General features: G+C 62.7%; 8 protein-coding genes and 1 tRNA gene. 8 read left to right on the forward strand and 1 reads right to left on the reverse strand.

Annotated features, from left to right (window positions below):
- Window positions 1-103 precede the first annotated feature (103 nt).
- From LK493_RS03800 to LK493_RS03835, 8 genes are all read left to right on the forward strand, one after another.
- Window positions 104-1,006 carry an FAD binding domain-containing protein gene (locus LK493_RS03800; RefSeq protein ID WP_227790168.1) on the forward strand — a complete coding sequence of 301 codons (903 nt, stop codon included), beginning with the start codon at window positions 104-106 and terminating at the stop codon, window positions 1,004-1,006.
- Window positions 1,006-3,837, forward strand: coding sequence for a molybdopterin-dependent oxidoreductase (locus tag LK493_RS03805; protein ID WP_227790169.1), 2,832 nt, complete (start codon window positions 1,006-1,008; stop codon window positions 3,835-3,837). The genes LK493_RS03800 and LK493_RS03805 overlap by 1 nt, the downstream gene beginning before the upstream one ends.
- 140 nt (window positions 3,838-3,977) lie before the next feature.
- Window positions 3,978-4,061, forward strand: a tRNA-Leu gene (locus tag LK493_RS03810).
- A gap of 88 nt (window positions 4,062-4,149) precedes the next feature.
- Window positions 4,150-5,451 carry a trigger factor gene (gene tig / locus LK493_RS03815; protein WP_227790170.1) on the forward strand — a complete coding sequence of 434 codons (1,302 nt, stop codon included), beginning with the start codon at window positions 4,150-4,152 and terminating at the stop codon, window positions 5,449-5,451.
- A gap of 162 nt (window positions 5,452-5,613) precedes the next feature.
- Window positions 5,614-6,234: an ATP-dependent Clp protease proteolytic subunit gene (locus tag LK493_RS03820; RefSeq protein ID WP_227790171.1), complete on the forward strand. Its 621-nt coding sequence runs from the start codon at window positions 5,614-5,616 to the stop codon at window positions 6,232-6,234.
- 1 nt (window position 6,235) lies between these two features.
- Window positions 6,236-7,648: an ATP-dependent Clp protease ATP-binding subunit ClpX gene (gene clpX, locus LK493_RS03825; protein WP_227790172.1), complete on the forward strand. Its 1,413-nt coding sequence runs from the start codon at window positions 6,236-6,238 to the stop codon at window positions 7,646-7,648.
- A gap of 286 nt (window positions 7,649-7,934) precedes the next feature.
- Window positions 7,935-10,631, forward strand: a complete 2,697-nt coding sequence (locus LK493_RS03830; RefSeq protein WP_227790173.1) for a valine--tRNA ligase — start codon at window positions 7,935-7,937, stop codon at window positions 10,629-10,631.
- Between the two features lie 280 nt (window positions 10,632-10,911).
- Window positions 10,912-12,255, forward strand: coding sequence for a bifunctional folylpolyglutamate synthase/dihydrofolate synthase (locus LK493_RS03835; RefSeq protein ID WP_227790174.1), 1,344 nt, complete (start codon window positions 10,912-10,914; stop codon window positions 12,253-12,255).
- A 105-nt stretch (window positions 12,256-12,360) separates the two neighbouring features.
- On the opposite strand, the gene LK493_RS03840 is transcribed toward LK493_RS03835, so the two are convergent.
- On the reverse strand, window positions 12,361-13,449 hold the full coding sequence (locus tag LK493_RS03840; protein ID WP_227790175.1) for a M24 family metallopeptidase: 1,089 nt from the start codon (window positions 13,447-13,449) through the stop codon (window positions 12,361-12,363).
- Between the last annotated feature and the right edge of the window lie 261 nt (window positions 13,450-13,710).

Below are 13,710 nucleotides of genomic sequence, written 5' to 3' on the forward strand. Positions count from 1 at the left end.
TCCCAGCTGTCCGGCTGGGAGCCTTTTTCTATGGTGACGATGGCGGCGCCCCCTCGTTTGGTACACTTAAACGTACTGGACAAGTGGAGAGATGGGGGAGAACGTGCTCAAGTTCGGTACCTACGTCCGTGTTGGAAACGCGGCCGAAGCCTATGAGCTCTTGCAGAAGAACCGCAACAACAAGATTGTGGGCGGCGGCATCTGGATGCGTCTGGGTTCGCGTCGTGTGGCGACGGCGATTGACCTTTCGGCCTGCGGACTCGATCAGATCGAGGAGACCGAGACCGAGTTTCGCATCGGTGCTATGTGCACCCTGCGCCAGCTCGAGCGTCATGCCGGGCTCAACGCGCTTGTCAACAATGTCTTTGAGTTCGCCGTCCACGATATCGTCGGCGTTCAGCTGCGCAATACCGCCACGGTGGGCGGCAGCATTTACGGTCGCTTTGGCTTCTCGGACGTGCTCTCCGCCTTCCTGGCGCTCGATTCCTATGTTGAGCTGACGGGTGCCGGCCGCGTGCCGCTCGCCGAGTTCGTTGACATGGGCTACGTGCGCGACGTGATCGAGCACGTCGTGGTTGTTAAGCACGACTACCGCGCGAGCTATGAGGCCGTGCGCAAGGCCGCGACCGACTTCCCCTCGCTCAACGTCACCGCCGCCTGGTGGGACAACAGCTGGCATGTCACCGTGGGTGCCCGTCCGCTGCGCGCGACCCTGCTGCAGGGCGAGGCGTGCGGCCTGGTGAACGAGCAGCCTTCCGAGGACGAGCTGCGTGCCCTTGCCGCGTCCGTACGCGCACTGAGCTACGGCACCAACTTGTGGGGCTCGGCCGAGTACCGCCGTCGCATCTCGGCGCCGCTTGCCGTGCAGGCCGTGCGCCGCGCCGCCGGCATCGAGCTTTCGGCCGCGCTTGCCCGCGAGCTCGAGACCGTGCAGACACCTAAGTTTGCCACGGACGAGTATTCCTGCCGCCGCGTGCCCGGCGTCGATTCTAGCGAGGTGCGCTAATGGCTGCCAAACTCATCGATCTTTCCTTTACGCTCAACGGCCGCAAGGTCAAGGTTCAGATTGCCCCCGACACCATGCTCTTTGCGCTGCTGCGCGAGCAGGGTTGCGCGTCGGTGCGCTGTGCCTGCGAAACCACCAACTGCGGCCTGTGCACGGTGTGGCTCGACGGCGACCCGGTGCTGAGCTGCTCAGTTCCCGCCGCCCGTGTTGAGGGACACAACATCACCACGCTTGAGGGCCTTAAGGCCGAGTCCGAGGCTCTCGCCCGTGCGATGGCTGCCGAAGGTGCCGAGCAGTGCGGTTTTTGCGCCCCCGGCCTCATCATGAACGTGCTGGCGCTCGCCCGCGCCGCCAAGGAGGACCCGAGCCTCGTCGCCACGCGCGAGGAGCTCTCGCGCCAGCTTGCCGGCAACCTCTGCCGTTGCAGCGGCTACGAGAGCCAGCTGCGCGCCATCGTCCGCTTCCTCAACGAATCTGGCGTGCAGGTGGGCTTTGAGTTGCCCGAGCTGCCGGTCAACGACACCAGCTGCGACGGTGTCACCTACAAGCAAATCACCCACAAGCAGCCCAAGAAGGATTCGAAGGCTCTGCTCGAGGGTCGTCCGGTCTACACCGGCGATATGGTGCCCGCCGGCGCGCTCATCGTCAAACTCAAGCGCAGCCCCTATGCCCGCGCCAAGATCCGCTCCATCGATACCTCGCGCGCCCTGAAGGTGCCCGGTGTCGTGGGCGTCTACACCTACGAAGACGTGCCCAAGCGCCGTTTTACCATCGCCGGCCAGAGCTATCCACAGCCGAGTCCCTACGACCGCCTGATCCTCGAGAACCTCGTGCGCTACCAAAACGAGGAAGTGGCGATCGTCGCTGCCGAGACCGAGGAGGCCGCCGACAAGGCGCTCAAGCTCATCAAGGTCGACTACGAGGTGCTCGAGCCGCTGCTCGACTTTACCCAGGCACTCGATAACGACATCGTGGTCCACCCCGAGGGCGACGTGACCTTTATGTTCCCGCAGGGCGGCGACGTCCCGCGCAACCTGGTGTGCAGCGGTACCAGCGATTTTGGCGACCTGGACGAGGTCTTCGCTCAGAGCGACATCGTCTTTGAGCGCACCTACACCAGCCAGGCCACGCAGACCGCGCCCATGGAGACCTTCCGCGCCTTCGCGATGACCGACGCATTCGGCCGCATTTCGGTGACCACGTCCACACAGGTGCCCTTCCACGTGCGCCGCATGATCGCGCAGTCGCTCGACATTCCGCAGTCGCAGGTGCAGGTTATTAAGCCGCGCATCGGCGGCGGCTTTGGCTCCAAGCAGACGGGCTGCTGCGAGATCTTCGTGGCGTTCGTGACCCAGCAGACCGGCCGTCCGAGCTACTGCTGCTACACCCGCGAGGAGACCATCACCGCGGGCAACTCGCGCCATCAGATGCAGATGACCGTTAAGCTGGGCGCCATGAACGACGGCACCATCACGGCCATCGACCTGCACACGCTGTCCAACGCCGGCGCGTACGGCGAGCACGCTACCACGACGATCGGCCTTTCGGGCCACAAGAGCCTGCCAATCTACAACCATGTGAAGGCGAGCCGCTTTAGGTGGGACGCCGTCTACACCAACACCAACCGCGGCGGCGCGTATCGCGGCTACGGTGCCACCCAGGGCCAGTTTGCCGTGGAGAGCGCCGTCAACGAGCTCGCCGACATGTTGCACATGGATCCCGCCGACCTGCGCCTCAAGAACATCGTGCGCGAGGGCGAGATCATGCCGCAGTACTACAACGAAAAGCTCAACGCCTGCGCGCTCGACCGCTGCCTGCTGCGCGCGATGGACATGATCGGCTGGCGCGACAAGCCGCTGGCCGTGGACCTGGGCGACCGCGTACGCGCCCTGGGCTGCGCGCTCACCATGCAGGGTTCTGGCATTTCCAACGTGGATATCGGCGGCATCGACATGCGCCTGGAAGAGGATGGCTTCATTACCATCGGCACCGGCGCCACCGATAACGGCATGGGCGTCGACACCATTCTGGCGCAGATTGTCGCCGAGGAGCTGGGCGTGGAGAGCTCGCTGATCGTGGTACGCGGCGTAGACACCGACGTGTCGCCGTTCGACGCCGGCTCGTACGCGAGCTCCGGTACCTACGTCACGGGCCTTGCCGCCAAGAACGCCGCGACCGAGCTGCGCGAGAAGATTTGCGCCAAGGCCGCCCAGATGTGGGACGTTGACGCCGCCGACGTGGTCTTCGATGGGCAGTACGTGCGCCTGTCCGACGAGCGTGCCGCGCGCGAGCAGAACCGCTACCTCACGCTGCGCGACTTTGCCAACCTGTGCGTCAAGAACATCGCGGGCGGCGACGCGCTCACCTCGCACGCCTCTGCCTGCCTGCCCGTTTCGCCCCCGCCGTTTATGGCCGGCATTGCCGAGGTTGAGGTCGACAAGGCCACCGGCAAGGTGACCGTGGTGGACTACGCGGCGGCTGTGGACTGCGGTACCGTGATCAACGAGGCGCTCGCGCGCGTCCAGGCCGAGGGCGGCATTGCCCAGGGCATTGGCCACGCGCTCTACGAGATCGTCGAGCACGACGATCGCGGCCGCCTGCGCACCGGCAACTTTATGAGCTACAAGCTGCCCACGCGCCTGGATATCGGCAGCATTCGCGTGGCCTTTGAGCCGAGTTACGAGCCGACGGGCCCGTTTGGCGCCAAGTCGATCGGCGAGGTCGTCATCAACACGCCGCTCGCCGCCGTTGCCTCGGCCGTGGCACACGCCACCGGCCATCAGGTTCGCTCGCTGCCGATCACGCCGGAGAAAGCACTGCTGGGGGAGTAGCGGGTCAGCGAACAAGTCGTAATTGGCGGGGCGGGGCAACTCGTCCCGCCTTTTGCACTCGTGGTGAGGTCGTGAGCCTGTAAAAGGTGTGCGTGCGCTTGCCGTTCGTATCTGCTATCATTCATAGTCTGTGCGCTCATGCGGGCGTGGCGGAATTGGTAGACGCGCCAGATTTAGGTTCTGGTGGGATTCCCGTGAAGGTTCGAGTCCTTTCGCCCGCACCAACGCACCTGCGTCGGCTCCCGCCGTCGCGACTCTTTGTTGCATAAAGGTACCAGCACCTCAGATAAGCTGGGCAGTATGAGGAGGAACGTGTTGAACATCACCGCTTCTGACGTCAAGGACGCCAAGCTCACCGCTACGGTCACCATCCCGGCCGCCGACGTCGACGCCGCGATCAAGAAGGCCTACAAGGACACCGCCAAGAAGTACCGCTTCCCGGGCTTCCGCGCCGGTAAGGCTCCCCGTCCGGTCATCGACTCTGCTCTTGGCGCCGAGGCTACCCTCGCTCAGGCCACCAACGACCTGATCGCCGCCAACGAGCCCGTCGTCCTCAACGAGCTGGACATCGTCCCCACCAAGAACGGTGACTACAAGGAGCTCGACCTCGCCAAGGATCACGAGGACTACACCTACACCGTCGAGTTCTCCCTGCGTCCTGCCGCTGAGCTCTCCTCCTTCGACGCCGTTGAGATTGAGATGCCTCCCGCGGAGGTCACCGAGTCCGAGATCAACAACCAGGTCGAGATGCTCCTCAACTACCGTGCCACCTTCGAGGACGTCGAGGGTCGCGCCGTCGAGGCTGACGACTACGTGACCGTCGACCTCAAGGCCGTCGAGAACGCCGACAACTTCGCCGCCGAGGGCCGTATGCTCATCGCCGGTAGCGACAGCAACCCCAAGGAGTTCAACGAGGCCCTGATCGGCGCTAACGTCGACGACGTCAAGACCGTCACCTGGACCGACGAGGTCGAGGAGGGCGAGGAGGCCGAGACCCACACCGTCGAGGTCACCGTCAAGGGCATCAAGGTCCGCAACACCCCCGAGCTCACCGACGAGCTCGTCAAGTCCGACTTTGGCTTCGACAGCATCGACGCCATGCGCGACGCCATCAAGATCGAGATCGAGCAGGACAAGGCTTCTCGCCTCCCGGCCGAGAAGGAGAACCGTTGCGTCTCCGCTCTCGCCGAGCGTCTGCAGCTCGACGAGATGGACGCCGACTACGAGCAGTCCGTCTTTGAGGAGCTTGGCCAGAACTTCCTGTCCAACCTCGCTGCCCGCGGCATGACGCTCGACACCTGGCTGCCCGCTTCCGGTCTGACCATGGAGCAGTTCATCGGCGACCTGCACAAGCAGGCCAACGACGTTGCCCGTGAGTCCCTGGCTCTCGACGCCCTCGCTCGCGAGCTCAAGATTGAGGTCACCGAGGACGATATCAACGCCGAGTTCGAGAAGGCCGGCGTCAAGGACGTCGAGGCTTCCAAGGCCGAGTTCATCGCCGATGGCCGCATGCCTGCCGTCCGCGAGTCCATCCGTCGCTCCAAGGCCGTCGATCACCTGGTCGAGAACGCCAAGGTGACCGAGGTCGACGAGACCGCCAAGGACGCCGAGTAATTCTCGCCACCTTTTCCGCGAGCGCATGGATGCGCCCGTGATGGGGTAAAGTTATAAGCCGGTTATCCGGTTGCTTCGTACGGTGCCAGCCAATGCATAGCATGCGGGCACCGTACGTTTGTCTAGAACCACTATTGGTCCGTAAGAGAAATGGAGATGCGTATGATCGCCAAGTTCGATTCCGCCCTCGTGCCATACGTTATCGAGCAGACGCCGCGCGGCGAGCGCAGCTACGATATCTATTCGCGCCTGCTCAACGACCGCATCATCTTCTTGGGCGAGGAGATTAACTCCGTCAGCGCCAACCTGGTCGTTGCCCAGCTGCTGCATCTTGAGAGCCAGGATGCCGAGAAGGATATCTCGCTCTACATCAATTCGCCCGGTGGCGAGGTCTACTCCGGTCTGGCGATTCTGGACACCATGAACTTCATTAAGCCGCAGGTCTCCACCATTTGCGTTGGTATGGCCGCGTCCATGGCCGCTGTGCTGCTTTCGGCCGGCGCCAAGGGCAAGCGCTTCTGCCTGCCGCACTCCAAGGTCATGATTCACCAGCCCAGCGGCGGTGCCCAGGGCCAGCAGACCGAGATCGAGATCGTGGCCGAGGAGATCAAGAAGACCCGCCGCGAGCTCAACCAGATCCTGTCCGACGCATCGGGCCAGCCCATCGAGAAGGTCCAGGCCGATACCGAGCGCGACAACTACCTGACCGCTGCCGAGGCCCTCGGCTACGGCCTGATCGACCGTATCGTCACCTCGCGCGACCTCGCCGCGAAGGACGCCTAGGATGGCAGGTAACATGCAGGACAACTTTGACGAGAACGGCAACCCCATCCGCTGCTCCTTCTGCGGAAAAGAGCAGGGCCAGGTCCGTCGTCTCGTAAAGGGCCCGACCAACATCTTTATCTGTGACGAGTGCGTCGCCGCCTGCTCCGAGATCCTTGAGGAGTCGCTGGCTTCGGACTTTATGGACGCCGCCCGCAACGGCAATCTCCCGGGTTTCCTCAACGACCACGGCCAGGCTGCGTCCCAGCCCGCCGTTGACCCCGAGGCCGAGGGTTTTGAGCTCGAGGACGACCGTCAGGTCATCACGCACGTGCCGACGCCGCACGAGATCTATGACGAGCTTTCGGCCTATGTTATGGGCCAGGAGGATGCCAAGCGCGCCATGTCGGTGGCCGTGTACAACCACTACCGCCGCGTGATCGAGGGCGGTGCCGCGGTGTCCGCCTTTGACGAGGCTGATGGTATGGGCGGCCAGTTTGACGATGACATAGATGAGGTGGAGCTCGCCAAGTCCAACATCCTGTTGCTCGGTCCCACCGGTACCGGTAAGACCCTGCTTGCCCAGACGCTCGCGCGCATCCTCGAGGTGCCGTTTGCCATTGCCGACGCCACCGCGCTTACCGAGGCAGGTTACGTGGGCGAGGATGTTGAGAACATCCTGCTCAAGCTCATCAACGCCGCCGATGGCGACATCGAGCGCGCGCAGGTGGGCATCATTTATGTCGATGAGATCGACAAGATTGCCCGCAAGGCCGAGAATCTCTCCATTACCCGCGATGTCTCGGGCGAGGGCGTTCAGCAGGCGCTGCTTAAGATTCTTGAGGGCACGGTGGCAAGCGTTCCACCCACTGGCGGCCGTAAGCATCCCCAGCAGGAACTGTTGCAGATCGATACGACCAACATCCTGTTTATCTGCGGCGGTGCCTTTGTGGGCCTGGACAAGATCATCGCCGACCGCGTGGGCAACAAGGGCGTGGGCTTTAACTCCGAGATCGCCGGTCCCACCTCGGTCGACGAGAACGACCTGCTGCGTCAGGTGCTCCCGCAGGACCTCAACGCCTTTGGCATGATTCCCGAGTTCGTGGGTCGTACGCCCGTCGTCACCCAGACGCAGGCGCTCGACGAGGACGACCTGGTGTCGATCCTGACCGAGCCCAAGAATGCCGTGGTGCGTCAGTACCGCAAGATGTTCCAGCTCGAGGACGTTGAGCTTGAGTTTGAAGACGCGGCTCTGCACGAGATCGCCCGCATGGCACTTGCCCGCAAGACCGGCGCCCGCGGCCTGCGTGCCATCTGCGAGGACGTGCTGCAGCAGACGATGTTCGACCTCCCCAGCGAGGAGGGCGTTTCCAAGGTCGTCGTAACCGAAGCCTCCGTAAAGGGCGAAGAACAGCCCCAACGCATCTACGGCTAAACCAGCCTAAAACGTGTTTGCAAATAGCCTCCGACCACCCGCGGTCGGAGGCTATTTTATATATACGCAATAACCCCAACTACCTGTGTTATTCTGTGTGTTTGTTTAAGCCTCAGCGAAGTCATATCAGACTGAAGTAATCGATACCTAAGGGGAGGAATGCAGGCCCGATTTTCGTAGATTCCGCACGAGCCGAAGACCACTTAATGTGGTCTTCGCGCGAGCCAGGACCTGACCGAGCGAAAATCGGGCCTACATTCCTCCCCGGCGGGACAGGGAGAGATATATGGAAGAAATGCCCAAGAACTACGATCCGTCGACCAACGAGCCGGCGATCCTGCAGAAGTGGCTCGACGGCGGCTACTACAAGCGCCGTGAGGGCGTGGGCGACTGCACCGTCACCATTCCGCCTCCCAACGTGACCGGCAAGCTCCACATGGGTCACGCCACCGACGACTCCATCCAGGATGCCATCATCCGTATGGCCCGCATGCGCGGCAAGTCCACGCGCTGGGTGCTCGGTACCGATCACGCCGGTATCGCCACGCAGACCAAGGTCGACAAGAAGCTCAAGAGCGAGGGCATCAGTCGCCTGGAGATCGGTCGCGACAAGTTTGTCGACGCCTGCTGGGATTGGACCCACGAGTACGGCGGCATCATCGTCGAGCAGATCAAGCGTATGGGCTGCTCCGTCGACTTTGATAACGAGCGCTTCACCATGGACGAGGACTACGCCCAGGCCGTGCGCAAGGTCTTCTGCGACTGGTATCACGACGGCCTGATCTACCGCGGCAAGCGCATCGTCAACTGGTGCCCCAACTGCACCACCGCTATCTCGGACGACGAGGCTGAGTACAAGGACGAGAAGGGCCATCTGTGGCACCTGCGCTACCCGCTGACCGAGCCGGTCAACGGCCAGGACTACATCGTCGTCGCCACCACGCGCCCCGAGACCATGCTCGGCGACACGGGCGTCGCTGTCTCCCCGAAGGACCCCGAGAAGGCCGCCTTCGTGGGTAAGACCGTCAAGCTCCCCATCGTCGACCGCGAGATCCCCATCTTTGAGGATTGGCACGTCGACGCTAACTTTGGCTCTGGCTTCGTCAAGGTCACCCCGGCCCACGACCCCAACGACTACGCCATGGGTCAGGCCCACGACCTGCCGCAGATTAACATCTTCGACGAGCACGCGGTGGTCGTCGAGGGCTATGGTGAGTTCACCGGCATGACCCGCGAGGAGTGCCGCGAGGCCGTCATCAAGTGGTTTGAGGAGCATGACCTGCTCGATCACGTCGAGGACCACGACCACTCCGTCATGCACTGCTACCGCTGCGACGCCGCCCTGGAGCCGTGGCTGTCCGAGCAGTGGTTCGTCGCCGTCGACAAGCTCAAGGGGCCGGCGCTCGACGCCGTCAACTCCGGCAAGGTCACTTTCCACCCCGCGCGCTGGACGCAGACCTACACCACCTGGATGGAGAACCTTAAGGACTGGTGCATCAGCCGTCAGCTGTGGTGGGGCCACCGTATCCCTGTGTTCTACTGCGAGGACTGCGGCTGGGAGGACGCCCTTACCGAGGACACCGACGTGTGCCCCAAGTGCGGCGGCCATCACGTGCACCAGGACGAGAACGTGCTGGACACCTGGTTCAGCTCGCAGCTGTGGACCTTCGCCACGCAGGGCTGGCCGCAAAAGCCGGAGCTGCTCGAGGGCCATCACCCCACGACGGCGCTCGTCACCGCGCGCGACATCATCGCGCTGTGGGTCGCCCGCATGGTCATGAGCTCGCTGTATTTCCTGGACGAGGTGCCGTTTAAGGACGTCGTCATCTATCCGACGATTCTGGCCAAGGACGGCAGCCGCATGTCCAAGTCCAAGGGCAACGGCGTTGACCCCATGGATCTCATTGGTATGTACGGCGCCGACGCCATGCGTTACAACCTGCTCACGCTGTGCACCAACAACCAGGATGTTAAGTTCGACGCGAACATCGACAAGAAGACCAAGAAGCTCATCGACAGCCCGCGTACCGAACAGGCCAAGAGCTTTGTGACCAAGATCTGGAACGCCAGTCGCTTCCTGCTCATGAACATGGAGGGCTACACGCCCGGCGAGCCCGTCGTGGAGACGCCGGCCGACGCCTGGATGTTCAGTCGCCTGGCCAAGGCCGTTAAGATGGTCACCGAGGGTATTGAGAACTACACCTTTGGCGACATGGCCCGCGGCGTGCAGCAGTTCTTCTGGAACGAGGTCTGCGACTGGTACGTCGAAGTCACCAAGGCCCGCCTGAAGGGCGAGGGCCGTCTGCAGGCGCAGCGCAACCTGATTTTTGTGCTCGACACCTCCATTCGCCTGATGCACCCACTTATGCCATTTGTCACCGAGGAGATCTGGGACAACATGCCGGCGAGCGTGCTCGATCTGGACGCCGAGGGCAACGTCGACCGCGCCGACGCGCTCATGATCGCCAAGTGGCCTGAGCCCGCCGACTACGCCAAGTACGTCGACGAGGACGCCGAGCGCGCCTTTGAGCTGTGCCGCACCGTCGTTTCCGCCGCCCGCGCCACGCGTTCGCGTTATCGCTTGAGCCCCAAGGCCGAGCTCGACGTGGTCGTGCGCGCCGGTGCCGAGGACATCGAGAAGCTCGAGAGCCTGCGTTCGACCATCGAGCCGCTTGCGAACACGGCTTCGCTGGTTATGGGCACCGACATTGAGAAGCCGGCCGCGAGCATCGCCGTTGTTGACAGCGGCGTCGAGGTCTTTGTGGTGCTCGAGGGCAAAGTTGACCTTTCGGCCGAGAAGGCACGCCTGGAGAAGGAGATTGCCGCGGCCCAGAAGGAGCTCGCCGGCTGCGAGAAGACGCTCGCCAACGAGGGCTTTGTGGCTAAGGCCGCGCCCGCGGTGGTCCAGAAGAAGAGGGACCGTGCAGCTGAGCTCAAGGAGATCCTGGCGGCGCTGACTGCTCAGGTTGCTGACTTCTCGTAGATCTTACTGAGGGGCGCGTCCCGACGCTTTGCTCGCTACTGCGGACAGTCCTGCGCAAGACGGACAGCACATTAAGTGCTGTCCTTTGCGTGCGGAACTTGTATCGAGCAAAGCGTCGGGCCGCTCCTAGTGCGGTTACGTTGTCGTTTGCATCTGGTTGGTTAGGGCCACCGGGTTGTGGCCTTGATTCCGCTGCAATCGGGTAAAGGCTGATATTGTCAACGCGAGGGGCTCATTCTTTTTGATGGGCCTCTTTTTCTTTAATTGGAGACTTTGGGTTATGGCTAAGCGTTCTGGGTCGTATGTCGTTCCTTTCTCGTTTGAGTTGCTTTCGTTTGATGAGGCTGTTGGGCTGGCTGCTGATACGGGGCGGATTTCTGGGGATGCTGGTCCTTTGCTCGAGACGGTTGTCGATATGCTTGATGAGCTGGGACGTCCGGACGAGTATTTCGATTGCATCCAGGTTGCCGGTACCAATGGCAAGACTTCGACCACGCGTTTTTCGGCTGCCATCCTTCGTGGTGAGGGGCTCAAGACCGCACTGTATACGTCTCCGCAGTTGGTGCGCTATCCCGAGCGCATGGAGGTTGACGGGCGCGTTGTGAGTGACGAGGCGTTTGCTCGTGGCGTTTCGGCCGCTGTTGAGGCGGGGCATCGAGTGAATGCCCGTCGTGCGGCGGCGGGGGAGCGCGCCTATACCATCACGCCGTTTGACCTGCTGACGGCTGCCGCATTGGTGGTGTTTGCCGAGGCCGCGGTGGACGTTGCTGTGCTCGAGGTTGGCATGGGCGGCCGTTGGGACGCCACGAGTGCGACCGATCCCGTCGCCGTTGCCATCACGGGTATTGGCCTCGACCACACGCGCATCCTGGGCGACACGCTCGAGGCCATTGCGGGGGAGAAGGCCGCGGTCATTAAACCCGGGCGACTGGTTGTGCTGGGCGAGGGCACGCATGAGCCGAGCGTTCAGCGCGTGATGGATGCCCGTTGCCGTGAGTGCGGTGTGGTGCCGCTGGTGGTGAGCCACGCCACGACCAAGGTGCCGGCGCATGTGGGCGACACGGTGGAGTTCAGCTGCACCACGCCGCGCGCGATTTATACGTCGAGCATGGTCAAGCCGGCCTACCAGCCGCAGAATGCTGCGTGCGCGATTATGCTCTGCGAGGGGTATCTGGGCCGCGAACTCGACCACGATGCGCTCGACACCTCGCTTATGGGCTGCCCCACGCCGGGCCGTTTTGACGTGCTGGGGATCGACCCGCTCAAGCTGATTGATGCCTGCCATAACCCTCAGAGCTGCGAGAACTTTGTGAGCGCGCTGGACGAGATCGACCCGTGCGTGGAGAATCGCCCCACGCTGCTGTGCGCTGCGCTGGCCGACAAGGACGTGGCGGGTATCGTTGATGTGCTGATTCCAGCCTTCCCGAGCGTGGTCGTGACGCAGACCGATTCCGATCGCGCCCTGCCGGCAGAGGAGCTCGCCGCCCTCGTTGATGCCGATAAGCTCGCGGGCGTGTACCCCAGCGTGTCCGAGTCCCTCGCAGCTTTCGAAGCTGCAGGCGAGCCCTTTGTAGCAGCCGGCACCATCACCCTAGCCGGCGAAGTTGCCGGGCTGCTCCGTTAACCCATCCCCTCATCAGTTGCGGTGAAATAGGGACTGTTTTATGGGCTAGAAGCCTTGAACAGTCCCTATTTCACCGCAACTTCTAGGGGAGCTTTGGTGGCGTGCCTAGTCTAGGCGGACTGGGTCGTGGGGGTGGGCGTTGAGGATCTCGACGCCGGACTCGGTGACCAGGGCAAGGTCTTCGATGCGGACGCCGGTGCGGCCGGGGAGGTAGATGCCCGGCTCGATAGAGAACGTCATGCCCGGCTCTACGACCTGCTCGTTGACGAGCGAAACGTCGCCCGGTTCGTGGTCCTGCAGGCCGATTGAGTGGCCCAAGCGATGCGTGAAGTACTTGCCGTAGCCAGCGTCCTCAATCACGTCGCGCGCGGCACGGTCCAGGTCACACATGCGCACGCCCGGGGCGATGAGCGCCTCGGCGGTCTCGTTGGCGCGGCGCACGATGTCGTAGATGTGTGCCGTCTCTTCGTCCGGCTCGCCCCAAAAGAATGTGCGCGTCATGTCCGAGCAGTAGTTGCGACGACGCCCTCCAATGTCGAACAGCACCACGTCACCGCGCTTGAGTACCGTATCGTCGGGCTCGTGGTGCGGGTTGCCGGCGTTGGCGCCAAAGCTCACGATGGGCGGAAAGCTAAGGCCCTCGCAGCCGTGCTTGCGGTACAGGCCGAGCATCTGGTCGGCAATTTCGCGCTCCGTCACACCCTCGTGAACGAGCTTGATAGCGTCGGCCATTACGGCGTCGTTAGCGGCCGAGGACATGCGCATGAGCTCCTGCTCGGCGGCGTCCTTGTGGGTGCGTGCGGCGGTGACGGCAAAGTCGCCTAGGAAGAACTCGCTCGCGGCGTGACGATCCATAAGGGGCATCAAAAAGACGGAGCGCATGACGGTGTCGATACCGAGCGGTTTGGTCGGATCGATCTCGCGAACGATGGCGTCGGTCACGACGTCGGTATCGGTGTGATAGGCCACGCGGGCATTGTCGTACTTTGGCAGCTGGTGCAGGGCGTTGACCAAGAGCACGGGCTCGGCATCGCGTGCGAGCAGCACGCCGCAAAAACGCTCGAACATATCGGCATAAAAGCCGGTCAGATAGTAGATCGACCACGGGTCGTTCACAAGCAGCTGCGCGCCGGGGTGCTGAGCCTCGAGCGCATCGAGCACGCGCGCCACGCGCTGGTCATCGACATGTGCCATACATCGTCCTTTCGCTAGGGTGCCACCATGGTATCCCCAATGCCAGGGTAGTCAATTTGGGACGGGGCTATTTTAGATGCGTCAAACATGCGGGCTGATAGGTAAAAGTAGTCAATATGGTCCCGTCCCAAATGGGCTGGTTTCAAAAGTATGGCGGATTACGGGGATGGACCTGTATTACTTGACCATGGGAAAAATCGCGAAATTAAAACCGACGCTCCTATAAGTTGTCAAGAGGCAGTTTGCGGGAGCGCTCTCTCC

The organism is Collinsella aerofaciens, assembly GCF_020709435.1.
In the GTDB taxonomy this organism is placed as follows: domain Bacteria; phylum Actinomycetota; class Coriobacteriia; order Coriobacteriales; family Coriobacteriaceae; genus Collinsella; species Collinsella aerofaciens_AU.